Below are 23707 nucleotides of genomic sequence, written 5' to 3'. Positions count from 1 at the left end.
GCTTTTAATGAATTGTGTATAATTATAGTTTTCGTTACATTTGTTATTCAATAAAATGAATGTTCATGCAAAGCGAAACACAGACTAAAGATTCAATTTCATTTGAAGATTTCAAGGCACAAGTGCTGGAAGATTACCGCGTTGCGGTCACCAGTCGCGAATGCAGCTTACTGGGAAGAAGGGAAGTTCTTACCGGAAAAGCTAAATTCGGGATTTTTGGAGATGGAAAGGAAGTGCCTCAACTCGCGATGGCCAAGGCATTTAAAAATGGCGATTTCAGGTCTGGATATTACCGCGATCAAACCTTTATGATGGCAATCAATGAACTTAGCATTGAACAGTTCTTCGCAGGACTTTACGCCGATAATAATATTGTAAATGAACCCATGTCTGCCGGAAGGCAAATGGGCGGGCATTTTTCCACTCACAGTTTAAACGAAGACGGAAGCTGGAAAAACCTGATGCAACAAAAAAATTCCAGTGCCGATATCTCTCCTACAGCAGGCCAGATGCCCCGACTTTTGGGTCTGGCCCAGGCATCAAAAATCTATCGGAATGTTGAAGGAATTGATGCTGAAAAATTCTCAGAAAACGGGAACGAGGTAGCCTGGGGAACCATTGGTAATGCCAGCACCAGCGAAGGCCATTTCTGGGAAACCCTAAATGCTGCAGGCGTAATGCAGGTGCCTATGGTTTTAAGCGTTTGGGATGATGAATATGGAATTTCGGTTCACGCCCGGCATCAAACTACTAAAGAAAATATTTCGGAGATCATTAAAGGTTTCCAACGTGATGAAGATAATAAAGGTTACGAGATAATAATCGTGAACGGGTGGGATTATGTTGCTTTGGTTGAAGCTTATGGGAAAGCCGCAACAATAGCCCGAAGAGAGCATTCCCCCGTTCTTATTCATGTAAAAGAATTAACACAGCCACAGGGGCATTCTACCTCGGGATCGCATGAGCGTTATAAAAGCGAACAAAGACTTACCTGGGAGCGGGAATATGATTGTAACGTGAAATTAAGGGAATGGATAATCAGCAATGATTTCGCTACAGACGAAGATCTTGAAAACCTTGAAAAAGAAATAAAAAAAGAGGTACGGGAAGGCAAAAGAACAGCCTGGGAAAACTATTCCAACCCGATGAAAGAGAAACAAAAAGAGTTGATCAAACTTCTCGCAGAAATCTCAAAATCCTCTGAAAAAAAGAATGAAATAGTAAGCCTGGCTAAAGAGCTTAAAGCAATAAAAGAGCCCCTTAAAAAGGATGTGTTTTCTACAGCAAGAAAAAGTTTACGCTTCCTGGTTCAGGACGAGCCGGCCCTTAAGCAGGATCTTCTGGATTGGATAAAAACATATGAAGACCTTGCAAAAGATGATTACAGCAGTCATTTATATATAGAGAATCAAGCTCATATAGAAGAGGTAAAACCTCAGTATGCCTCAAATGCACAGGAAGTGGACGGGCGTATAATCCTTCGGGATAATTTTGACCAAATCTTTGGCAGCAAACCGGAAACCTTAATCTTTGGTGAAGATTCGGGAGAGATTGGTGATGTTAACCAGGGGCTGGAAGGGCTTCAGAAAAAATACGGAAAACTACGGGTCGCCGATGTTGGGATTCGGGAAGCAACAATTTTGGGTCAGGGAATTGGGATGTCGATGCGAGGTCTACGCCCCATTGCAGAAATCCAGTATTTGGATTATTTAATGTATGCCCTGCAAACCATTAGTGACGACCTTTCTACCGTACAATATCGTACCAAAGGAAAACAAAAAGCACCACTTATTATAAGAACCCGTGGACACCGATTAGAAGGTATCTGGCACAGTGGTTCCCAAATGGGAGGTATTTTAAACCTGGTACGTGGCATTTATGTTCTCGTACCAAGAAATATGACCAAAGCCGCTGGTTTCTATAATACACTACTGGAGCAGGACACTCCAGCACTGCTCGTAGAATGTCTTAACGGATACAGGCTAAAAGAAAAGATGCCTGAAAACTTAGCCGAGATTCGCACCCCTATTGGGAAAGTGGAAACGGTAAAAGAAGGAAAAGATATCACCCTGGTTTCATACGGTTCTACTCTAAGAATTGTTGAACAAACCGCCCAGGAACTTGAAGAATTTGGCATAAACGCTGAAGTCATTGATGTCCAGTCGTTACTCCCATTCGATTTGGAGCATGACATTGTAAAAAGCGTTGAAAAGACTAATCGCCTTCTTGTAATAGATGAAGATGTTCCCGGAGGAGCTTCTGCATTTATCCTGGATAAGGTTTTAAACGAACAAAATGCATACAAATTTCTGGATAGTAAACCAGATACTTTAACGGCTAAAGAACACCGTCCTGCTTATGGCACCGATGGTGATTATTTCTCCAAGCCATCTTCTGATGATATTTTTGAAAAGATTTATAGCATTTTTAATGAAGTAAACCCTGAAAAATATCCAAAACTTAGATAAGCACATTAATTATTTAAAGGGAAAAAGCCACGGAAATTACTATCCGTGGTTTTTTTATTTTTATTTCTCCCAAATCGTCTAAATCTCCTTACATCCAGTTCCTGGAAGTAACTTCGGCCTTATACAAAACATAATTTACATAGGGCAGAATATCCTTTGTAAGCGCATAAAATCTTAGATCACCCCCGGCAGTATGGAATACAACATTTACCAGGTCTCTTCGGCGATACCAGATGGGTTGTTTTACGCTTGTAGATTGTATTTTAAATAATTCGAGGGTTTCTTCAGTCATATTCCATAAGCCTTTCTTCTTTTGCAGGAATTCCCCTGTAACTATTAGTTTTCGTTTTCTAAATGCTAGTATTTGTAAACTTACCGCGGCAATAATATATAATCCTGCCAAAACCAGAACAGCCCATATTTGGAATGGTATAAAAGCTGTGAAATACCATATTGCCAGGAAAACCAGCACAGGCAACATTGCCAGTGCAATTTTCCGGAATAGTAATAATCTGTCCGGCCTAAAAGTACTGCTGAAGCTATCTTCAGATGTTTCGCTGTATAGAAAAGACTTTATCTTTTTTACGATATCTTTTCCTAAGCCAGGAATCTTAATTTTATTTTTCTGAAGTTCATCCTCACTACTGGATAACGAAATTTGAGCTTCATATAGGTTTAAACGTTTTTGAACGGGATTCGTTTTTATTCGCATTAACTGAAGCCTTCTGGGCTGCAAAGAGACTTTGGTATTGGTTTTTAGCCCCATCTCTACCTCCATTTTATCCTTATTCTGATGAATTGTTAAGCCATAATACTTTATAAATACTTCGATAATTGTTATGCTAATACTCAAAAGCAACAGCAGGACAAAAAGCATGGCTAACATCCCAATAGACTGCAAAACCCCCGAAAATTGAGTAAAATAGACTTCAACATCATCCATGCGATCTTGAAAATAAGTATTTATCCTGTTGTAAATACTCGTCACAAAAACAAAAATTAAGGATAGGCCGCGTAGGTAATTAGTACTAATCCCAATTTTTAAAAGGGTAAGCATAGATACCTTATGAATCCAGAGTTTTTCATTTACGGCTTCTACCGTTTCCTCTTCAAATTGTTTTTCTTCAGTTTTTTCAGCTTTAGCTTTTAAAAGAATTTCTGAAAGTTTATTGGCATCTTTTTCAGAAATAGCCTTTATCTCCACTTCCTTTTGATTGCTCCCGGCTGTATCTATTACCAGACTATAGACATTTATCACACGCTGAAGGATAGAGCGCTTAAAATATACCTGCTGAATTTTATCGAAAGGAATTGCAGTATTTTCTGAAGAAAAAATGCCTTCTTCCAATACGAATTCCTCACGTTCATAATCGATATAAAAAATGAACTTACGGTAATAAAGATAGCTATAGAGCAAGGTTAAAACACCTAATACCAGCAAACCAAGGGCGGTAAAAACTAAGGTGCTTTTGCTGGGACCGCTTAATAACAAATAAGCACCCAGCGCCCAAAATATCCTGAAAAGTTTATAAAGACTGGAAAGGAAAATAAGAACAACCCCGGCTATGGTCTGCCGCTGGACGGTGCTATAGGCTTTAGGATTCATCATTGGAGATCTTAACCGCGATAGCTTCTTTTAACCGCACAGCCATTTCCGGTTCTAAACCTGGAATAGTGATATCGCTCCCACTTCCCCCAGCAGTAAAAATATTAAGGCTGGAAATGCCTAAAAACTTATCCCAAATACCTCGTGAAATTGAAGCGTGTTGCACCCTATTAAATGGAATGATCGTGGTTTTACTGAAGATAAAACCTCTTCTATAAATAATATCCTTCTCCCTAATCGCATAGCCTAAAGTTTGAAGCAGCCTATAATTATTCCAAAACCTGAATATAAAACCTATTAATATAACCGAAAAAATAAGTCCAGACTGCAAAGGGTTTAACTTAAAAAACCAAAAGACACCAAGTGCAATAAACAAGACGAGCATAAAAATGCCCGTCTGAATATTCATTTTTATAAGATATTTAGACGAAACTGAAGAGTAGGCTACCGACTCATATTTGGGGAGGGAAGCCAAATCTATCTGTTCGTTGCTAAAACCTTTGCTTATGGGATCCATTTTTTATCAAAATTTGGTTTTCTCTTTTCCAGAAAAGCATCACGGCCTTCTTTGGCTTCATCGGTCATATAAGCCAGACGCGTAACTTCTCCGGCAAAAACCTGTTGCCCTACCATTCCGTCATCAGTCATGTTCATCGCAAATTTCAGCATTTTAATAGAGGTTGGCGATTTTTCCATAATTTCCTGGGCCCATTCATATGCGGTATCTTCCAACTCATCGTGCGGAATTACGGCATTCACCATTCCCATTTCATAAGCTTCCTGCGCCGAGTAATTTCTTCCGAGGAAAAAGATCTCACGGGCTTTCTTCTGCCCTACCATTTTTGCTAAATAAGCCGAGCCATATCCTGCATCAAAACTCGTTACATCGGCATCGGTTTGTTTGAAAATAGCGTTTTCCTTACTGGCAAGCGTTAGGTCACAAACCACGTGTAAACTATGCCCGCCCCCTACTGCCCAACCGGGAACCACACAAATTACGGCCTTTGGCATAAATCGAATTAACCGCTGAACTTCAAGAATATTCAAACGGTGATAACCATCTTCCCCAACATATCCCTGATGCCCGCGGGCTTTTTGATCGCCACCGCTACAAAATGCCCATTTTCCATCTTTAGATGAGGGCCCTTCAGCAGCAAGTAAAACAACCCCAATCGAGGTATCCTCGTGGGCATCGTGAAAGGCATCCAGTAATTCACTGGTAGTCTTGGGCCTGAAAGCATTTCTAACCTCAGGACGATTAAAGGCAATACGGGCTACGCCATTGGCTTTCTTATAGGTAATATCCTCATATTCTTTAACTGTTTTCCAGTCTATTTTGCTCATAATTTTTATTTTAATGTAAAAATAAGATTTTTTGATGCTTCCGAAGAAATTAATAATTTAAACGAAAGTCCTCAGATTTGCATTATTTTTGATATTATATAAAAAACCTCAAGATGAAATTCCGCTTACTAATTCTTTTTTTCTTCTTCTCTGGTATTTCCGGCCTGGTAGCTCAGGAATTTGAAGCCTGGAATGAAGCCGATTTTGATTTAAGCCGAAAGGAACTCAACCGAAGTCTCGATGACTTTGATTTCGGATTTGAGAAATCAAATTTTAATCTCCCTAATGGAAAATTCCTGAATGTAGATCAAAATAAAAGAAACGGAATAGACATCGTGGCTTTAATCGATGAAAAAAACAACTACCGGCAACGTACAGTAGATATTGGATCTCCTCTTCCTAAAAAAGAAAGAAAGGATTTTGAGTTCTCTAATAACACTGGATTGTACAATCGGGCTGAAGTAGAAAACGATGCTCTTAATTCGAATCCTTATTATCGAAACCAGCGAATTTATCAAAACGCGCTTCATAATTCAGGTTTAAGAAGTATGTATGGTCGCCGTCTCTATTTCTCTCCCTACGGTAGGTATTATTGATTTTCCTTTAAATAGATCCCGTCTTCGGTGATATCTATTTTTCGTTGCTTATAAAGATTTCCTGCGGCTCGCTTAAAACTCTTTTTACTCATCTCCAGTACATTTTGTATCACGGAAGGATCTGATTTATCAGTGAGTTTAAGGTGGCCCTGGTTTGCGGCAAGTTCATCTAAAATACGCTGCGCATTAGGTTCAATACTTCTGTAGCCCGGTCGCTGTAACATCACATCTATCTTTCCGTCTGGCCTGGTCTTCTTAACGAAGCCTTTCATGTAATCTCCCACATTAAGGGGCTGGAAAATCTCATCGTTATAGATGAGCCCAAGGTGAATTTCATTGATGATCACGTTATACCCAAGATCGGATTTGTTACTGATAATAAGATCCACTTCCTCGAAAGGCTCAACAGTTAATTCAGAATTATCGAGAAAAGCATGAACCTTACTGGAAGCTACTAAACGATTGGTATCTTCGTCTAAATAACAAAATATTAAATATCTCCCACCTTTTTTCATGGGGTAAGCCTGCTCCTTGAAAGGAACAAACAAATGTTTCTCCAAGCCCCAGTCCAGAAAGGCACCAAATTCATTTACTTCCACACATTTTAAAAAGGCAAATTTATCAAGTTTAACCAGGGGTTTTAAAGTTGTTGCTACAGGCCGCTCTTCGTGGTCCAGGTAGACAAAAACTTCAATTTCGCCGCCTATTTCCCAGCTTTCGGGTATATATTTATTCGGAAGTAAAACCTCATCACCTTCTTCATTGGTAAGAAAAAGTCCGGGCTCCGTCTCCCGGTCGATGGTGAGACTATGGTATTCACCAATATTCAGCATAACATAAATTTAAAATGCAAAGATACTTTATAATTAACGGCTTTCACCTAAAAACAGAAAATCCGCAATTTGTTTCCAAAAAGCGGATTTTCTTATTCTATTATTTTGGTCTAGTTATAGACGCTTTCTTTCTTGAAATACTTTGTAAGCAAGTAATACACCACTGCGCGATATTTATTTCGGTTAGATTTCCCGTACTTTTCCATCACCGCATTTATTCCCACGTCAAGCTTCTCGTCATCCTTAAGGCCTAATTTCTTGATGAGAAAATTCTTTTTCACAGTTTCCAATTCAGACTCTGAAGAACTGGAAACGATTTCCGCATCACTTGAAAAGATACTTGGACCTAAAGCTTCAGTTACTTTTCTAAGGAGATCCACATTTGGCTCTTCCCCTACTTTTTCTTTTACATCCTGAATATACTTTCCAACTTTTTCATCGGTTTTAGTCGCCATATTTTTTAGTTTAACTGGTTAATAAGCTTCAAGTTAGCAAAACCAGGGTTTAAAAACGAAATTAAAATCTTAAGATTTCATAAAATTGAAGTATTCTAATAATACCTCATCATTGAGTTTTCTGGGGGTGAATATTTCCAATAGCCTGGGCCTTTCTGATTTCTGAAAAAAGCTTCGCATTTCCTTCTCTATTTCTTCTGAAGTTTTTGCTGAAGAATATTCCAAATCATAAAGCTCACATACCGGTTTGGCATCCAGGTGATGTACCGTTTCAAAATAGGTATCGAAATTCTCGGTATTCTTGTTCCCGGGAAGTATCCTGAAAATCCCGCCTCCCCGATTGTTCAAAACAATAATCCTGAAGTTAGAGGGCAGATAATTATTCCATAGGGCATTACTATCGTAGAAAAAGCTAAGATCGCCTACAATCAAAAGTGTTGGTTCGTTTGAATGGCAGGCTGCACCGGCAGCCGTAGATACACTACCATCGATTCCGCTGGTGCCGCGATTGCAAAAGATTCGTAAACTCTCTTTCCATTTAAACAATTGCGCATAGCGGATTATTGAACTATTCCCTAGCTGCAGCATATATTTTTCAGGAACTTTAGGCGCAACAAGCTGCATAGCCTTAAGATCAGAATAAGGAATCTCATTCATATATTCCTCGTGTCTTGCCTGGCGTTTCTTCCAGATATTTTTCCAGTATTTTCCATAATCGCTCTCCTGTTTTTTAATTAGAGGAAGAAAATTGCTAAAAAAGGAATTTACATCAGTTTCAAAATGTTTATTTAAACAGAAAAAGGTATTGTAGGCCTTTTTATCGTCAATATGCCAGTGTTCTTGTGGCTGATATTTCCTGAGAAAAGCTTTGATCTTTTTGGACACTATCATCCCGCCAAAAGTGAGCAGGATTTCCGGCTGGAGTTTCCTAAAATGGAATTCCGGATCAGCCTCCCTTTCAATGGGGCCCACCACAGTATCTATCCTGGTAAAGAAATCGGGGTGATGTAAATTGGAAGTGGTTTCGGTAAAAAAGATTACCGAGTCATCTTTAGCCAGTTCGTTCAAAAACCTTTGTTCAACTGCATTGGGTTGAGCCACTCCCACAATTACCATCTTTTTCTTTGCCCTATTCCAGATATCGGCATAAGCGCTTAATTGCTTTTCAGAATAATTACGCTCTTTGATCTCAGGCAAAATCTGTAGCGGATTAACCTCTACATTTTCTACCAGGTCGTACAAAGGCTCATAAAACGGTACATTGATGTGCACAGGACCTTTCCCTTCTATCGCCCTGTTCAGAGCCAGATTTATCTCCCTCTCATTGTGTTTTTGCGCCTCAAATTGTTTCTGCTGAAGCTTAGGATCACTCGATGTTTGGTCTAATACCAACTCTGAGTGCAAATTTGCGGAATACAGTATATGATTTTCAAAAACGTTCTTCTGTCGTATAGTTTGCCCATCACCAATATCGATGCGTTCTATTGGCCTGTCAGCTGAAATAATGACAAGAGGAATATCACTGTAAAAAGCTTCGGCGATAGCGGGATAATAATTCAACAAAGCAGATCCCGAACTACAAACCAGGGCTACGGGTTGCTGTAGTTGCTGAGCCATTCCCAGGGCAAAAAATGCCGCGGCACGCTCGTCTACTATACTGTATGGTTTAATTTCGGGATGATGGGTAAAACCGAGGGTGAGCGGAGCATTTCGCGAACCCGGGGAGATTACTACGTGATGTATATTTTTGGCCACACAAAGTGCTACAACCGAGCGGGCAACAGGTATTTTGGAGTATTTCACAAATTTATGTTTTGAAAAGTGTCCCCCTGGACTTAACTCAGGGGCTCCTGGGAAATTGAGTAATTACTTCAGAACGACCTTCTTTTGGTCACCCAAATTTACAATTTTTCAGGGGAATTATTTTACTAATACAGCCTTGATGGTTTGGGCCTTGTTTTGAGTTTCCTCGAACTCCAAAACAGGATCTGAATCTTTGGTTATTCCGCCCCCAACGAAGATCTCAGCTTCATCATCTTCTATCTTCATACAGCGTAGGTTAACAAATAGAGAGGTTGACGAGCTAATACTTCCGTAAGCCTGATTTTCCTGATTTCTACGGTTTGAGCTACGTTTAATCTCCTTTTTGAAATTCAGTTCTCCCAAAAAACCGGTATAAAATTCACGGTCGTAATTTTCATTTTTTAAAATGAATTCCATAGCGCTATTCCTGGGCATACCGCAAACTGCAGGAGTGGGATGAAGCGTCATTATCAATTCCTTCAAATTTGAGGTACCGGGTTGAATATCCCCTTGAATATCGGTGCGCAAATGCAGGAGATTTCCGGCTCTGGCTGTGTAAGCTTCCGATTGGTCCACCCGCCCGACAGATACTTTTTTAACATTTTCCAGGATATAATCGGTCACGATCTTTTGTTCTTCAATTTCCTTATCTCCCCAGCTCACATTAGTAAGACCTTTAAAAGCCTGGGTGCCCGCCAAAGCCATTGTTTTGAATTTATTCCTTTCAACTTTAAGCAGGGTCTCGGGAGTTGCGCCCAACCATATATCGGTTTTAGGGTGAAACCAGATATAAACAAAAGCCTCTTTATATTTTTTAAGCAAGTCTTTAAAAATTTCCAGTGGTCCCAGTTGGGTTTCTATTTCTTCTTTCCTGGAGAGCACTACTTTTTTAAAAACTCCCGCTTCAATTGCATCTATACCTTTTTGCACAAGATTCTCGTGAGCCGATTTTTCCTTCTGAATAAATTGTTCAGGTGGAAATTCAGGACTTTCTTTTTCTAAAGCCTTTTCATGATCTATAAATCCGGAATATTCTGTTTGAAGAAATTCAGCGCTTTCCTGCGGAATAATATAGGTTGGTAATTCCTTCTGAAAAGGGGCGAAAATGAATCCGCTTTCGGTGAAATCATTCACCAGATTTTCTGAGGTGTCTTCCTGTAAGAGGGCGGTGGTCATCCCCCTACCCGAACCCGGATCGTGCCAGGCTACAAAAGGCTTTTCCTGGTGCAATTGCTCTTTTAACCGATTAAAAAATTCTTCTGCATTCATCATTTACTTATTTTTTGGTAAGGCAATAGTGGTAAGTTTTACAAGGGAGATCAGGTTGTTATCCTCATCGGTAATCTTTATTTCCCAAAGCTGTGTGGTTCGACCCTTATGTATAAAACTGGCTTTAGCATAGACAAAACCTTCAGCAACACTTTTTAAATGATTGGCCGAAATCTCTATTCCCCGAATAAAAAATTCTTCAGTATTCAAAAAAACATAACTTGCCAAACTGCCCACGCTCTCAGCCAAAGCCACACTGGCACCGCCGTGCAGCACGCCATCTGGCTGATGCACTTTGGAGCTTACCGGCATTCTCGCAATAAGATAATCTTCTCCTGCTTCAGTAAATTCAATATCAAGGGTTTCCATCAGTGTGTTTTTACACACCTTTCTGGAAAGCTCCAGAATTTCTTCTTGGGTCATCACAATAAGATTGGTTACTTTGTAAAAATACGTAAAAAATGAGCAGTGAGAAACAGGTTTCCTACCAAAGCACCAATACCTATGAGGTATTAAACGATTTTACCACAAAGACCAAAAACGTATGGGTGGTTTGCCACGGAATTGGCTATTTAAGTAGATACTTCCTGAAATATTTCAAACACCTCGACCCGGAAGAAAATTATATCATTGCACCACAGGCCCCCTCTAAATATTATCTCAACGGAAAATACACCCACGTGGGAGCCTCCTGGCTAACCCGTGAAAACACTGAGCTGGAAACCGAAAATGTACTGAATTATCTCGATGAAATCTATAAGTTGGAAAATCTGAAAAATGCTCCGAGACTTCTCCTATTCGGGTATTCCCAGGGGGTTTCGGTAGCAACACGATGGGTGGCCCATAGGGAGATCGCTTGTGATCACCTGATATTGCATTCAGGAAAGGTACCTGCTGAATTGAATGCTAAAGATTTCACTTTTTTGAAAAACACGAGCTTTACTTTCATCTATGGAGAACAGGATGAATATTTAAAAGAGGAAATTATTAAAAAAGAGGAAGCACGCCTGGAGCAAATATTCCCACGGAATTTGAAGATTCGCAATTTTGAAGGGGGACACGAAGTCAACAAAGAATTTATAACCGAATTTGCTTAAATTGTGTCTTCGACTGCGCTTGAAGTGACATAATCGTTTTTAAGGATTCAAGATTCTAAATGAAACAAAAAAATACTTCTTCCAAAACATCTATTTTAAAAAGTATAGGTCCCGGCTATTTATTGGCGGGAGCAGCTATTGGAGTTTCTCATTTGGTGCAAGCCACTCGCGCTGGAGCCGATTATGGGTTTATACTTATCTGGGCCTTGATCCTTGCCTGCATTTCAAAATATCCTTTTTTGGAATTTGGCCCCAGGTTTGCCGCAGGTACGGGAAACCATCTCATTACCGGTTATAAAAAACTCGGCAAATTTCCTTATTGGATCTATATTTTGATCACCCTGGGAAGTATGTTTATTATTCAGGCTGCGGTGACTATTGTCACCGCCGGTTTAGCCGAGCGACTCTTCAATTTTGGCTGGTCACCTTTTCTTTGGAGTGGCATTATTCTCATTGCCAGTATCGCCTTACTTTTAATAGGAAAATATCCCGGCCTCGATAAAAGTATGAAAGTGATCGTCACCTTATTGACCTTTGCCACTCTTGCCGCGGTCATTATGGCTTTTGGCGCTGGTACAGTGAATGATGCGGTAACTACCGAATCGCCTTCGCTTTGGACTACTGCCAGTTTGGGTTTTATCATCGCTTTTATGGGCTGGATGCCTATTCCATTGGATGCTTCGGTTTGGCACTCCATCTGGACCAAAGAAAAGGCGGTGCAGAATAAACAGAAAATTTCAGTAAAAGGTGCATTTGTCGATTTTAATGTGGGTTATCTTTCGGCTGCATTTATTGGTTTACTTTTCTTTTTGCTAGGCGTTTTAGTAATGTTTGGCAGTGGCACTTCGTTTTCCAGCAACAGCGTGGAATTCTCGAGCCAGTTGGTAGAACTCTACGGAAAAACCCTTGGAGTCTGGAGCAAACCTTTGATCTCCATAGCAGCTTTTGTTACCATGTTAAGTACCGTTCTAACAGTTACTGATGCCTACCCGAGAGTGATTTCTGAATTAAAAAACCCCGAAAAGAATAAACCTGCTGATAAAAAAGAAAAATGGAAAATTTACCGAATTTCCATTTTCATTATCCCGATTTTTTCACTTTCTATATTATTTTTCCTGTCGGGCTCCTTTACACTTTTGGTAGATTTTGCCGCCGGACTTTCATTTCTATCTGCACCATTTTTGGCCTGGTTTAATTATAAACTCGTTACCGGCAACCAAATGCCAAAAAAACATCAACCTGGAAAGAATTACCGCATTTTCAGCCTGGTTTGTTTTTGGTTTTTAGTGCTGTTTAATTTAGGGTATTTGTATTATACTTTTGCCCCCTAGCCACCGAAGAGGAAATTTATATAAACTAAAAAAGCGTGAACTTTTCAGTTCACGCTTTTCAATTTAATCTATTGTCTTTTGAGAACCCGACTTTCGTTGGGATAAGCGATTCGCTCAATTTTCAAAAAGCTCCGAACTCAACATACGATTCAGACTTTTCAGGGATCCCGAAGCAAGTTCGGGATAAGCGATTCGCACATTATTCAAAGCGCTTTTCGCGCTTTGAATAATGGCTCTCTGCTTACTTCACTTCCTCAAAATCTACATCTTCTACATCGTCACCACCTTTGGAGTCTCCTCCTCCGGCCTGGCCACCTTCGGCGCCGGCTCCGGGTGCTCCTTGGGGGCCTCCGGCCTGCCCGCCCTGGGCTTCTGCCTGTGCTTTGTACATCTCTTCTGAAGCGGTTTTCCAGGCTTCATTGATCTTATCTAAAGCAGGTTGGATGGTTTCAACTTCTTTTGTTTCGTAAGCTTTCTTCAACTCTTCCAAAGCTTCTTCGATAGGCTTCTTCTTCTCATCAGAAAGTTTATCGCCAAATTCTTTCAACTGCTTTTCAGTTTGGAAGATCATAGCATCAGCTTCGTTAAGCTTATCTACTTTTTCTTTGGCTTTTTTATCGCTTTCAGCATTCGCTTCAGCTTCTTTCTTCATTTTCTCGATTTCCTCTTCAGTTAATCCTGAAGAAGCTTCGATACGAATATCCTGAGATTTTCCAGTTGCTTTATCGGTAGCACTTACTTTAATGATACCGTTAGCATCAATATCAAAAGTCACTTCAATTTGAGGAGTTCCTCTTGGCGCTGGTGGAATTCCGTCAAGGTGGAATCTACCAATTGTCTTGTTATCTGCCGCCATTGGACGCTCTCCCTGAAGCACGTGGATCTCAACTGAAGGCTGATTATCTGCCGCCGTAGAGAAAGTCTGTGACTTCTTGGTTGGGATCGTTGTATTAGATTCGATAAGCTTAGTGTTAACTCCTCCCATAGTTTCAATACCTAAAGAAAGTGGAGTAACATCAAGTAGCAATACATCTTTTACATCTCCTGTAAGTACACCACCCTGGATCGCAGCACCAATTGCCACAACCTCATCTGGGTTTACACCTTTAGAAGGTTTCTTTCCGAAAAACGCTTCAACTTCTTCCTGGATCTTAGGGATACGAGTTGATCCACCAACAAGAATTACCTCATCGATATCGCTTTTAGAAAGACCTGCATCACTAAGTGCCTTCTTAACCGGCTCCATAGAACGGGTTACCAAATCTGAAGCTAATTGCTCAAACTTAGAACGAGTGATCGTTTCTACAAGGTGTTTAGGGCCGCTTGAAGTTGCCGTTACATAAGGTAAATTGATCTCTGTTTGTGTTGAAGAAGACAACTCAATTTTAGCTTTTTCAGCAGCTTCTTTTAAACGCTGAAGTGCCATTGGGTCTTTTCTTAGATCAATATCTTCAGCTTTTTGAAAAGTATCTGCAAGATAATCTATTAATACTTCATCAAAATCGTCACCACCAAGGTGTGTATCACCATTAGTAGACAATACTTCAAATACACCATCACCTAATTCAAGGATAGAGATATCAAATGTACCCCCACCAAGGTCATATACCGCGATCTTCTGGTCCTGAGATTTTTTATCAAGTCCATAGGCCAATGCTGCTGCAGTAGGCTCGTTTATAATACGGCTTACTTTCAAACCTGCGATCTCACCGGCTTCTTTTGTAGCCTGACGCTGAGAATCGTTAAAGTATGCAGGTACGGTAATTACCGCCTCATTAACATCCTGTCCAAGATAATCTTCTGCGGTTTTCTTCATTTTTTGAAGTACCATTGCCGAAAGTTCCTGCGGAGTATATTTTCTTCCGTCTATTTCAACACGTGGAGTATCGTTATCTCCTTTTATAACTTTATAAGGAACTCTTCCTGCCTCTTTAGAAGACTCAGAATATTTATTCCCCATAAAACGCTTGATAGACGCTACAGTTTTTTCAGGGTTGGTTACCGCCTGACGCTTTGCAGGATCTCCTACTTTTATTTCGCCACCTTCCACAAAGGCAATTACAGAAGGCGTAGTTCTCTTACCTTCGGCATTAGGTATTACCGTTGGTTCGTTACCTTCCATTACGGCAACGCACGAGTTGGTAGTACCTAAGTCAATTCCAATTATTTTACTCATAACTTTATACGTTGATTTATTTTATTGATTTCAATTCGATTCGCTCTGTTAAAGTCAATCATTATGCCAGCAGAAAACTTCTGACAGGTTGTCACTTTCATCTGAAAGCCTTACCAAATCTACTTTACGAAATCGTTATAAACTTTCTATTTTAAACTATGCTTAAGCCTGACAAATCCTTATTTTTGCATTCAAATATTTGCTCTGAATGCGAAAAATTGAATGTATTAGCGTTTTTGATATGCTGAAGGTAGGCGTTGGCCCCTCCAGCTCTCATACTCTTGGTCCCTGGCGTGCTGCCCAGCGTTTTATTGCTGAATTAAAGAAAAAAGGCTGCTTCGACCAGGTGGAAAAACTCCATATAGATTTGTATGGTTCCCTTTCTTTAACCGGAAAAGGTCACGCTACAGATGTGGCCACACTTCTAGGCTTATTAGGTCACGATCCGGTTACTATGGACATCAGCATAATTGACAGGGAGATAGAAAAAATCCGTCAGAATGCTGAATTGTTGCTCAACGGAGAAAGAGCTATCCCTTTTAATATAGAAAACGATGTGAAGTTCAACCGTAAATTCCTGGAGTTTCATCCCAACGGAATGACCTTTAGGGCAAGCCTGGCAAACGGGAAGAAATACTCTTCCTCCTTTTATTCCATCGGTGGTGGGTTTGTGGTAAAAAAGGAACGTAAGAATGCCAGCAAAAAAATGCAAAGCTTTTTGGAATTTCCGTTCCCCATAGAAAAAGCTACCGAATTACTTCAGTATTGCAAGGAGCAAAATATGAGTATTTCTGAAGTAGTTCTGGAAAATGAAAGATCCCTCCGCACCGATGAAGAAATAGATAAAGGCCTCCGCCAGGTTTGGGATGTAATGCTGGAATCTATGTATATTGGATGTCATACCGAAGGCACCCTTCCCGGGGGCTTGAATGTGAAACGACGCTCCTTTGAGATGCACCAACGCTTAATAGGAGACGAACAATATTCGAATGCGGAAGAATGGATCACCGCAATAAGAAGGACTGAAGTAAAATTCCGCCAGATCCTTAAATGGGTTAGCTGTTTCGCCTTTAGTGTAAACGAGGTAAACGCCTCGCTGGGCCGGGTAGTTACTGCTCCTACAAATGGCAGTTCGGGAACGCTTCCGGCTGTGATGATGTATTATATGGTAATCGAAAATCACAACGCCACTTTTGAAGATTTAAAGCGCTTTATGCTGGTTGCCGGTGAAATTGGCAGTCTCTTTAAAAAAGGAGCCACCATTTCTGCTGCTATGGGCGGGTGTCAGGCCGAAATTGGAGTTTCCTCAGCAATGGCTGCAGCAGGCCTTACTGACCTTTTAGGGGGCACTCCCGAACAATCCCTTATGGCCGCCGAAATCGCTATGGAACATCACCTGGGCCTTACCTGCGATCCCATAGCCGGATTGGTACAGGTGCCTTGTATTGAAAGAAATTCAATGGGGGCAATTAAAGCTATAAATGCCGCTGAAATCGCCCTGGAAAGCGATGCCAGTAAAGCTAAAGTTCCCCTGGACAAAGTTATTGCGACAATGTGGGATACCGCAAAGGATATGAACTCAAAATACAAGGAAACCTCTGAAGGCGGGCTTGCGGTGAAGGTGAGTTTGAGTGATTGTTAGAACATCCTGCTATAATCGTCATTACAAGGAGGCGATAGCCGACGTGGTAATCTGTTCTATATCAATTATCTGTTTCCAGGTATGAGTTATTACGAATCTTTACTATTTTCAGAAATAAAAATTCGTGAATTTGTGGCTTAAAATAGCATACAGTTTTAAATTGCAGTAATAATCAAATTTAAGTCTTTGCAGCTCCTAAATCTCCCACCAAAAGTCAGCAATCTTTTTCGAAATTACTGGTTAATGCTGGGAACCTATTTTTTGTTCTTTTTTTTGCTGGGTTTTCTCACAACAGTAATTCCTTCGATCGATCTTGAAAAATACCAGCAAACCGAGCTTTTTAATTTTATGAATGAAAGTCCGCTGGCTTTCGTGATTATGGCGGTGGTTATCGCTCCCGTTCTGGAAGAAAGCCTTTTTCGAAGCCTGGTAAAACCAAGCCTTACCGAAATTTATATTTTCATCTGTGCGGTTTTTAGTTTTATCGCTCTTGCTTTTATTCCTGTGGAGTCTAACGCTATATTGAAATATAGCCTGGTGGTATTATCAGCTTTTATACTTTTTCTCTTTTTTTCTGCTCTTAAACCCAGCCGTTTTTTAAGAAAATTCAGGATATTTCTTTGCCGTAATTATGTGAGTTTTTGGATGATCACCGCTATTCTTTTCGGGTTGGTGCACGTATGGAACTATATCGAAGGTTGGCAATTCGACTTAATTCTTTTTATTTTAATATTTCCGCGGATAATCGCCGGATATTTCTTCGGAAAAATTAAGCTTGAAAACCATAGCCTGCTCTGGCCAATCTACCTGCACGCAATGAACAATGCAGTGGTGGTTTTCTTTCTTTTGCCCCGTCTCCTTTAATTTAACAAAGGCTTATAAGTTGTTCCCTACCTCATTTTGTAACTTATCAGCTGAATAAAAAAAATAATTATGAAAGCTGCTCAAGTAAAAGAAAAGGGAGGAGATTTTGTCCTTTTAGATATTGATAAGCCCTCCCCAAAAGTAGATGAAGTTTTGATAAAAGTAGAAGCCTGTGGCATTTGCCATAGTGATGCTTTTGTAAAAGACGGGATTTTCCCCGGAATTGAATATCCACGTGTTCCCGGCCATGAGGTGGTGGGCCTCGTGGAGCAAGTAGGCGAAAAGGTGAAAAACTGGAAAAAAGGTCAGCGAGTTGGTGTTGGCTGGCACGGGGGACATTGTTTTGAATGTGAGCCTTGCAGACGTGGCGATTTCATTAGCTGCGAAAATGCCCAGATTAGTGGAATTTCGTATGATGGAGGCTACGCCGAATATATGTGTGCCCCAAAAGAAGCTATCGCGGCCATCCCTGAAGAGCTTTCTTCAGCAGAAGCTGCTCCCCTGCTCTGTGCTGGAATTACGGTTTTCAATGCCTTGAGAAATTCAGGAATTAAACCCGGAGAGCTGGTAGCCATTCAAGGAATTGGGGGTCTGGGCCACCTTGCTGTGCAATACGCCGCAAAAATGGGAATGCGCACCGTGGCGATTTCTTCCAGCAATAGCAAAAAAGAGTTGGCCAGGGAACTCGGCGCTCACCATTTTATCAATACCGATGAAATGGATGCCGCCGAAGAATTGCAAAAACTGGGAGGAGCCAAACTTATCCTGGCTACCGCACCCTATAGCAAAGCCATAACATCGGTTGTTGGTGGCCTGGGAACAGATGGGAAATTACTCATGGTAGCTGCAACCGGCGACCCGATAGAAGTTTCACCTATGGAATTACTTATGGGAAGAAAATCGGTGGCAGGATGGCCCAGCGGGACGGCAATGGACTCTGAAGATACCCTGAACTTCAGCGCACTAACCGGCACCAAACCAAAAATTGAAGAATATCCACTGGATAAGGTAAATGAAGCCTATGACAGGATGATTAATAACAAAGCCCGTTTCCGGGTGGTACTTAAACCATAATCTCCTGGGATATCGAGGAGAGTCGGGCTGTTAGAGCTATAAAAAAATATAGCTCCCGACTCTCCTCGAACTTAGATTCCCGTACCTTCGTGACTGGTCTCCTTTTGACAAAAATCTCAATTTCACCTCTTTTTATCTTTTTTATCTTTGCCAAAAATCTTTGGTTATGATTCCCTACTCAAAATTCTCCCTCTTTCTACTCGCTTTCCTCTTAAACTTCAGCAGTTGTAAAAATGTTGAATCGGAAAATACTTCTGAAGAAAATTCAAAAGTGACTTCCGAAAAAAGCGAACAAAGTTTTCACGAGCAAATGATGATCGAGATCGAAAAAATCGAAGTCAGGGAAGATTTAGCGTCAACTGAAGGTATGATAATGCTTGAAGGAGGCACTTATACTATGGGGGGAAATTCCCGGCAAGCCAGGCAGGATGAATTTCCGCAACACCAGGAGACTATAAAAGACCTATGGGTTGACAAAACCGAAGTGACCAATGCGGAATTCAGGAAATTTATAGAAGCTACGGGCTACTTGACTACCGCAGAAAGAGAATTTGAATTGGATGGGAAAACCTACGCCCCGGGGGCAATGGTATTTGATCCTGAAAATCCTGAAGCCTGGTGGAAATTCATTGAAGGCGCCAACTGGAAGCATCCCGAAGGCCCCAAAAGCACTATTAAAAATAAAGACGACTTACCCGTAGTCCAAATCTCCTGGTACGATGCGATGGCCTATGCCAAATGGGCCGGGAAACGCTTACCAACCGAGGCCGAGTTTGAATACCTGGCCCGTGGAGGTAGGGATAAACAGGTATACCACTGGGGGGATGATTTTTCTGTAGCTGCAGAATTTGTAAACTTCCACCAGGGAGATTTCCCTGTCTCTAATTCACAGGATGATAGTTTCGAGAACGCCTCGCCGGTGAAAAGTTTTCCTGCCAATGATTTCGGACTTTATGACATGGCGGGAAATGTCTGGGAATGGTGCCTGGACACCTACTACCCCAACGCCTACAGCAAACTGGAAAGCAGAACCGATGGATATTTCAGGGAATATTTTAATGCCGAACAACATAAGGTGATTCGCGGTGGCTCCTTTCTATGTAGCGAATCCTATTGTACAGGTTATCGCAACTCTGCCCGAATGAGCTCCACCCCAGATAGTAGCCTGGAACACCTTGGTTTTCGTTGCGTCAAAGATATTTAATCTTTATGGCAACCCGTTTTCTCTCGGGTATCTACCAGGTAAATGATCTTCCACTGCCCGTCTTGCTTCAGGAGTTGGAAAGAATTCACCCCACAATGGCTGATTTCTCCATTTAAATAAAATGAATATGGTGTGGAAACATTAGCCATTTTTCCGTGCACCGAAATCTCAAAACTATGAAGCACCTCTTCGAATTTCGTGGTATCAGGAATTGAGGCTATTCCTTGTAGAAATTTAGAATAGGAATCGGTTGTGAGTTTGGTTTCATTTTCTGCAGAAACCGATATACTTTGTAAAACAATATTCTGATGGGCAAAACTTCTTAGTTTTACAGTGTCTTGCTTATGAAATGCCTCAAAAAAACCAACAACCGTTTTTTTAGCCATTTCCTCCTGGGTTAGTGTTTGCGAAAAACTTATTGTCACAAACAAAAGCAAAGAAAAGGTAATAAGAGATTTCATAAAGCTTGATTTTTGATTGATGCGGTCTAATTTACTACTTTTACTCAAATTTAAAATTCGATAGATGTCTGTTGCAAAAAAGGAATATAAAAGGGTAACCACCAAGTCTCTGGTAGATATGAAACAAAATGGTGAGAAGATCGCAATGCTCACCGCCTACGATTATTCTATGGCAAAAATCGTAGATGGCGCCGGGATAGATGTCATCCTGGTGGGCGATTCGGCCAGTAACGTAATGGCCGGGCACGAAACTACGCTTCCTATTACTTTAGATCAGATGATCTATCACGCTCAAAGTGTTATCAGAGCTATTCATCGCGCCCTGGTAGTAGTAGATCTTCCCTTCGGAAGTTACCAGAGTGACCCCAAAGAGGCTTTGCGTTCCGCCATTAGGATTATGAAAGAAAGTGGGGCTCACGCCGTTAAACTTGAAGGTGGAAAGGAGATTAAAGAATCCTTAAAACGAATTCTTCACGCCGGAATTCCGGTGATGGGTCATTTAGGGCTCACCCCTCAGTCTATTTATAAATTTGGAACTTATACCGTGCGAGCGAAGGAAGAAGCTGAAGCCGAAAAACTTAAATCTGATGCCAAACTGCTTGAAAAAATTGGCTGTTTTGCCATTGTATTGGAAAAGGTTCCTGCTAAACTGGCCAGGGAAGTAGCTGAAAGCATCAACATTCCCGTTATTGGAATTGGTGCTGGAAATGGCGTTGACGGTCAGGTTTTAGTAGTTCATGATATGTTGGGAATGACTCATGAATTCAATCCACGATTCTTAAGGCGCTATGCCGATCTGCATTTGGAAATGACTAAAGCTTTTGAGAATTTCAGGGACGATGTGAAAAGTAAGGATTTTCCGTCAGACCAGGAACAGTATTAATGCGCGGTGGGCAGTTTAGATAAATTTTGCACTTGGAAAAGATCATTTCAAATAAAACCAATCTTCAGGTACTTTACGAAGACAATCACATTATTGTGGTGAATAAGCGTCCGGGGGATATAGTGCAGGGTGACAAAACAGGCGATAAACCCCTTAGCGAGGTGGTGAAATCCTATCTCAAGGAAAAACACAACAAACCCGGAAATGTATATCTGGGTGTGGTGCACAGGCTGGACCGTCCTACCAGTGGAATCGTAGTTTTCGCCAAGACCTCCAAAGCGCTGCCCAGACTTAACAAACTTTTTCAGCAAAAAGAAGCTGAGAAAACTTATTGGGCGATTGTGAAAAATGCCCCACCAAAACAGGCCGCCACCCTCACCCATTTTCTCAAAAGAAATCCGAAACAAAATAAATCCTACGCTCACATTAAAGAGGTTCCAGACAGCAAAAGAGCTGTCCTGGAATACCGGGTTCTCAAAAAACTTAATAATTATTACCTGCTGGAAGTAGATTTACACACAGGCCGGCATCATCAAATACGCAGTCAGTTATCTGCCATTGGTTGTCCCATAAAAGGAGATCTAAAATATGGTTTTGATCGCAGCAACAAAGATGCAAGTATACACCTGCATGCCCGGGAACTCAAGTTCATACATCCGGTAAAAAAAGAGGAAATTCATTTGATTGCGCCGCCTCCAGATAAAGTGTTATGGAATAACTGTGTTATCTAAAACAATCCTTGAATAAATCTTTATACTCTTTTTATTTTTTATAATAATTTCAATTTCCGCTTACTCTTCAGAAAACAAGACTGGATATTTTAATACCGTCTTCTCTTTTCCAACGGAAAAATAAATCCTGAAGGCAATCTATCAGAAATTATAATAGTGGGAAATTTTCCCCTTAGGTAGAAAGCAGAAGTTGTCTTTTCCGAAGTGGAGACCTAAAAACGGTATTTTAGTGCCCTTGGAGATATATTTTGTCTATTTTTCTTCAAAAATAACTACCTGCTCATCTTAGATAATTTAGTGGAGATTACCTGGGCAACAGGTTTATTATTTATTTTACTTTCCAGCCAGGATAAAATATCCAGGTATAAAAATGATCTACGTTCGTATGGGTGGTCCTCATATTTTTTTAGAGTAGTGTGAAGTTTGCGAAATTCATCTTTGATATCCAAAGGAGAAACATCTGGTAAATTTCTCAAAAAACGGATCATTTCCTTCTGAACCTCGTGCAAATCATTCATCTTAATTAGGAACTTATAAGTGGATTTGATTAAACTTTCCAGATGATAGTCCATCCCGGCTTCGTAATGGGCCACGAGGTTTAGAATTCTGGAAAAACACATCAAATCTTCCCGCATCTCCAGGGATTTATTATCGATTATCTTTTTAAGAAATATGATACATTTCCTGTTATCCCCATTACCAAAATATAAACAGGCAATCTTATAATAGAAAACCATTATATGGTGTTCGTCTATTCGACCTTTATATTTTTTTATTTTCTTCTGTAATTTCTCCACCAGCTCTTCGCCATTGGCAAACTCCCCCTTCATAAAGCGAAGGTTTAATTTATTGGAATACAGGTAAAGAAACGAAAGGGCTTTTATATTATCATCATCGGGTATTTTAGGGTCTTTAAGGGTGGCCTCCATTTTCTTCAACACCTTTTCAAACAACTTCACATGATTCAAATAAAAAAGTGACTCCAGTAAGTAATGATTGCCCTTTAAATAAGAAACAGGATGCAAGGAAACCAAATGCGGATACTCATTAAAAAGATCTATCCATTTCATGGAATAGCGGTAACAGGCTAAAAAGTCCTGTGTGATGAAACTAAACCATAAATGTGCTTTATAAAGCCAGAGTTTTTCATGAAAACCCAGCTCCTTAAAATTATAGTCGGGAATATTGTCGTAAAAATAACTCCTGATGGTGGCTGCCTCCTCCTGGGTCCTGGCATAACCCATTTTTAGAAAAATCCCGTATAGCTGTAAGGAAAGGTTTGATAATTTGGCGTTTAATTGTGTTCGTGCACTTAGCTCTTCGGTTTGTTGGATCAATAACTCAGCACGGTTTCGAATACTTCGGGTGATATACTGAGATTCTATGATCTTTTCCAACTCAAGAATTTCATAAGCCAGACTTTTCTCCTCGTAGTGCAAGGCGGTTGTTTTGGTTTTATCAAGCAGTTTAAGGGCCTGATTGTATAAACCTTTTCGGTAAAGAATATATGCAAAATCCAGTTGTTCCCTAATTTGCACCGGTACCGTTTGATTTGCAGGATTGAGCCTTAAACTCACCAATATCTGCTTGTATAAATGTGCCTTTACATTTGAAAGCTGTTGCTTACTAATCCTGGTTTTCTGTAATATCTCCTTCTCATCATACTTTTTCAGCTTGGTCATCACCTTAAATAAATTCAGGAATTTACTGTCGGTGTTCACTCCAATTCTCCCCACATATAAAGAAAATTGTCGCTTCTCAGAGGGCGAAAGAGACTTTATAAGCGAAAACAGGTTGTCATTCAATTCATTAGTCATTGTAACAAGTAGGTTTGTAAGTAACTGTAAATCAGCATAATTACGACTTATAT

Annotated in this window: 21 protein-coding genes; 10 read left to right on the top strand and 11 right to left on the bottom strand. The window is 40.5% G+C overall.

Going from position 1 to position 23707, the window contains the following annotated elements:
• Positions 1-65: 65 nt before the first annotated feature.
• A complete protein-coding gene (locus tag BUW93_RS05465) occupies positions 66-2468 on the top strand; it encodes an alpha-ketoacid dehydrogenase subunit alpha/beta (protein ID WP_081209957.1) in 2403 nt (800 codons plus the stop codon).
• Between the two features lie 88 nt (positions 2469-2556).
• On the opposite strand, the gene BUW93_RS05460 is transcribed toward BUW93_RS05465, so the two are convergent.
• From BUW93_RS05460 to BUW93_RS05450, 3 genes are read right to left on the bottom strand one after another with little or no spacing between them, the layout of a single operon-like run.
• Positions 2557-4077 (bottom strand): PH domain-containing protein, encoded by a 1521-nt coding sequence (locus BUW93_RS05460; RefSeq protein ID WP_081209955.1) that lies wholly within the window; start codon positions 4075-4077, stop codon positions 2557-2559.
• Complete coding sequence (locus BUW93_RS05455) at positions 4064-4591, bottom strand: PH domain-containing protein (protein WP_081209953.1); 528 nt, start codon at positions 4589-4591, stop codon at positions 4064-4066. Before BUW93_RS05455 ends, BUW93_RS05460 begins: the two co-directional genes overlap by 14 nt.
• Positions 4579-5418, bottom strand: coding sequence for a 1,4-dihydroxy-2-naphthoyl-CoA synthase (locus BUW93_RS05450; RefSeq protein ID WP_081209951.1), 840 nt, complete (start codon positions 5416-5418; stop codon positions 4579-4581). Before BUW93_RS05450 ends, BUW93_RS05455 begins: the two co-directional genes overlap by 13 nt.
• Before the next feature lie 113 nt (positions 5419-5531).
• Here BUW93_RS05450 and BUW93_RS05445 point away from each other — a divergent pair, with 113 nt between their 5' ends.
• Entirely contained in the window at positions 5532-6014 is a 483-nt protein-coding gene (locus BUW93_RS05445) for a hypothetical protein (RefSeq protein ID WP_081209949.1), read from the top strand.
• Here the strand turns inward: BUW93_RS05445 and BUW93_RS05440 are convergent.
• The 5 genes from BUW93_RS05440 to BUW93_RS05420 all read right to left on the bottom strand — a co-directional run bounded on the left by BUW93_RS05440 (position 6008) and on the right by BUW93_RS05420 (position 10797).
• Complete coding sequence (locus BUW93_RS05440) at positions 6008-6847, bottom strand: CvfB family protein (RefSeq protein WP_081209947.1); 840 nt, start codon at positions 6845-6847, stop codon at positions 6008-6010. The genes BUW93_RS05445 and BUW93_RS05440 overlap by 7 nt on opposite strands.
• Before the next feature lie 110 nt (positions 6848-6957).
• Positions 6958-7302, bottom strand: coding sequence for a DUF2853 family protein (locus tag BUW93_RS05435; RefSeq protein WP_081209945.1), 345 nt, complete (start codon positions 7300-7302; stop codon positions 6958-6960).
• A gap of 69 nt (positions 7303-7371) precedes the next feature.
• Complete coding sequence (menD, locus tag BUW93_RS05430; RefSeq protein ID WP_081209943.1) at positions 7372-9105, bottom strand: 2-succinyl-5-enolpyruvyl-6-hydroxy-3-cyclohexene-1-carboxylic-acid synthase; 1734 nt, start codon at positions 9103-9105, stop codon at positions 7372-7374.
• A 117-nt stretch (positions 9106-9222) separates the two neighbouring features.
• Positions 9223-10377, bottom strand: coding sequence for a chorismate-binding protein (locus BUW93_RS05425; protein WP_081209941.1), 1155 nt, complete (start codon positions 10375-10377; stop codon positions 9223-9225).
• Positions 10378-10797 (bottom strand): PaaI family thioesterase, encoded by a 420-nt coding sequence (locus BUW93_RS05420; RefSeq protein ID WP_081209939.1) that lies wholly within the window; start codon positions 10795-10797, stop codon positions 10378-10380. It abuts the gene before it with no gap.
• Positions 10798-10835: 38 nt separating this feature from the next.
• On the opposite strand from BUW93_RS05420, the gene BUW93_RS05415 reads away from it, so the two are divergent.
• Entirely contained in the window at positions 10836-11471 is a 636-nt protein-coding gene (locus tag BUW93_RS05415) for an alpha/beta hydrolase (protein ID WP_081209937.1), read from the top strand.
• 59 nt (positions 11472-11530) lie between these two features.
• Complete coding sequence (locus tag BUW93_RS05410; protein WP_081209935.1) at positions 11531-12802, top strand: NRAMP family divalent metal transporter; 1272 nt, start codon at positions 11531-11533, stop codon at positions 12800-12802.
• A 241-nt stretch (positions 12803-13043) separates the two neighbouring features.
• Here BUW93_RS05410 and dnaK read toward each other — a convergent pair whose 3' ends face one another.
• Positions 13044-14978 (bottom strand): molecular chaperone DnaK, encoded by a 1935-nt coding sequence (dnaK, locus tag BUW93_RS05405; protein ID WP_081209933.1) that lies wholly within the window; start codon positions 14976-14978, stop codon positions 13044-13046.
• A 208-nt stretch (positions 14979-15186) separates the two neighbouring features.
• Here dnaK and BUW93_RS05400 point away from each other — a divergent pair, with 208 nt between their 5' ends.
• The 4 genes from BUW93_RS05400 to BUW93_RS05385 all read left to right on the top strand — a co-directional run bounded on the left by BUW93_RS05400 (position 15187) and on the right by BUW93_RS05385 (position 19762).
• Positions 15187-16620 (top strand): L-serine ammonia-lyase, encoded by a 1434-nt coding sequence (locus BUW93_RS05400; RefSeq protein ID WP_081209931.1) that lies wholly within the window; start codon positions 15187-15189, stop codon positions 16618-16620.
• Positions 16621-16863: 243 nt separating this feature from the next.
• Positions 16864-17484 carry a CPBP family glutamic-type intramembrane protease gene (locus tag BUW93_RS05395; RefSeq protein WP_081209929.1) on the top strand — a complete coding sequence of 207 codons (621 nt, stop codon included), beginning with the start codon at positions 16864-16866 and terminating at the stop codon, positions 17482-17484.
• A 69-nt stretch (positions 17485-17553) separates the two neighbouring features.
• Positions 17554-18558, top strand: coding sequence for an alcohol dehydrogenase (locus BUW93_RS05390; RefSeq protein ID WP_081209927.1), 1005 nt, complete (start codon positions 17554-17556; stop codon positions 18556-18558).
• Positions 18559-18724: 166 nt separating this feature from the next.
• Positions 18725-19762 carry a formylglycine-generating enzyme family protein gene (locus BUW93_RS05385; RefSeq protein ID WP_110688271.1) on the top strand — a complete coding sequence of 346 codons (1038 nt, stop codon included), beginning with the start codon at positions 18725-18727 and terminating at the stop codon, positions 19760-19762.
• On the opposite strand, the gene BUW93_RS05380 is transcribed toward BUW93_RS05385, so the two are convergent.
• Complete coding sequence (locus BUW93_RS05380; RefSeq protein WP_081209925.1) at positions 19759-20223, bottom strand: 3-methyl-2-oxobutanoate hydroxymethyltransferase; 465 nt, start codon at positions 20221-20223, stop codon at positions 19759-19761. The two genes, BUW93_RS05385 and BUW93_RS05380, sit on opposite strands and share 4 nt — an antisense overlap.
• A gap of 64 nt (positions 20224-20287) precedes the next feature.
• Between BUW93_RS05380 and panB the strand changes: the two genes are divergently transcribed.
• Positions 20288-21106 carry a 3-methyl-2-oxobutanoate hydroxymethyltransferase gene (gene panB / locus BUW93_RS05375; protein ID WP_081209923.1) on the top strand — a complete coding sequence of 273 codons (819 nt, stop codon included), beginning with the start codon at positions 20288-20290 and terminating at the stop codon, positions 21104-21106.
• Between the two features lie 32 nt (positions 21107-21138).
• On the top strand, positions 21139-21837 hold the full coding sequence (locus tag BUW93_RS05370) for an RluA family pseudouridine synthase (RefSeq protein WP_081209921.1): 699 nt from the start codon (positions 21139-21141) through the stop codon (positions 21835-21837).
• A 272-nt stretch (positions 21838-22109) separates the two neighbouring features.
• On the opposite strand, the gene BUW93_RS05365 is transcribed toward BUW93_RS05370, so the two are convergent.
• Positions 22110-23654, bottom strand: a complete 1545-nt coding sequence (locus BUW93_RS05365) for a hypothetical protein (RefSeq protein ID WP_081209919.1) — start codon at positions 23652-23654, stop codon at positions 22110-22112.
• Between the last annotated feature and the right edge of the window lie 53 nt (positions 23655-23707).

Origin of the sequence: Salegentibacter sediminis, from assembly GCF_002078605.1 — a bacterium.
In the GTDB taxonomy this organism is placed as follows: Bacteria; Bacteroidota; Bacteroidia; order Flavobacteriales; family Flavobacteriaceae; genus Salegentibacter; species Salegentibacter sediminis.
Note: the sequence above shows the minus strand (reverse complement) of the source record. Positions and strands in the feature narration are given on the sequence as shown.

Coding starts and splice junctions, on each gene's coding strand:
- BUW93_RS05465 (WP_081209957.1), top strand. CDS start 66: ATGCAAAGCGAAACACAGACTAAAGATTCAATTTCATTTGAAGATTTC.
- BUW93_RS05460 (WP_081209955.1), bottom strand. CDS start 4,077: ATGATGAATCCTAAAGCCTATAGCACCGTCCAGCGGCAGACCATAGCC.
- BUW93_RS05455 (WP_081209953.1), bottom strand. CDS start 4,591: ATGGATCCCATAAGCAAAGGTTTTAGCAACGAACAGATAGATTTGGCT.
- BUW93_RS05450 (WP_081209951.1), bottom strand. CDS start 5,418: ATGAGCAAAATAGACTGGAAAACAGTTAAAGAATATGAGGATATTACC.
- BUW93_RS05445 (WP_081209949.1), top strand. CDS start 5,532: ATGAAATTCCGCTTACTAATTCTTTTTTTCTTCTTCTCTGGTATTTCC.
- BUW93_RS05440 (WP_081209947.1), bottom strand. CDS start 6,847: ATGCTGAATATTGGTGAATACCATAGTCTCACCATCGACCGGGAGACG.
- BUW93_RS05435 (WP_081209945.1), bottom strand. CDS start 7,302: ATGGCGACTAAAACCGATGAAAAAGTTGGAAAGTATATTCAGGATGTA.
- BUW93_RS05425 (WP_081209941.1), bottom strand. CDS start 10,377: ATGATGAATGCAGAAGAATTTTTTAATCGGTTAAAAGAGCAATTGCAC.
- BUW93_RS05420 (WP_081209939.1), bottom strand. CDS start 10,797: ATGACCCAAGAAGAAATTCTGGAGCTTTCCAGAAAGGTGTGTAAAAAC.
- BUW93_RS05415 (WP_081209937.1), top strand. CDS start 10,836: ATGAGCAGTGAGAAACAGGTTTCCTACCAAAGCACCAATACCTATGAG.
- BUW93_RS05410 (WP_081209935.1), top strand. CDS start 11,531: ATGAAACAAAAAAATACTTCTTCCAAAACATCTATTTTAAAAAGTATA.
- dnaK (WP_081209933.1), bottom strand. CDS start 14,978: ATGAGTAAAATAATTGGAATTGACTTAGGTACTACCAACTCGTGCGTT.
- BUW93_RS05400 (WP_081209931.1), top strand. CDS start 15,187: ATGCGAAAAATTGAATGTATTAGCGTTTTTGATATGCTGAAGGTAGGC.
- BUW93_RS05395 (WP_081209929.1), top strand. CDS start 16,864: ATGCTGGGAACCTATTTTTTGTTCTTTTTTTTGCTGGGTTTTCTCACA.
- BUW93_RS05390 (WP_081209927.1), top strand. CDS start 17,554: ATGAAAGCTGCTCAAGTAAAAGAAAAGGGAGGAGATTTTGTCCTTTTA.
- BUW93_RS05385 (WP_110688271.1), top strand. CDS start 18,725: ATGATTCCCTACTCAAAATTCTCCCTCTTTCTACTCGCTTTCCTCTTA.
- BUW93_RS05380 (WP_081209925.1), bottom strand. CDS start 20,223: ATGAAATCTCTTATTACCTTTTCTTTGCTTTTGTTTGTGACAATAAGT.
- panB (WP_081209923.1), top strand. CDS start 20,288: ATGTCTGTTGCAAAAAAGGAATATAAAAGGGTAACCACCAAGTCTCTG.
- BUW93_RS05365 (WP_081209919.1), bottom strand. CDS start 23,654: ATGACTAATGAATTGAATGACAACCTGTTTTCGCTTATAAAGTCTCTT.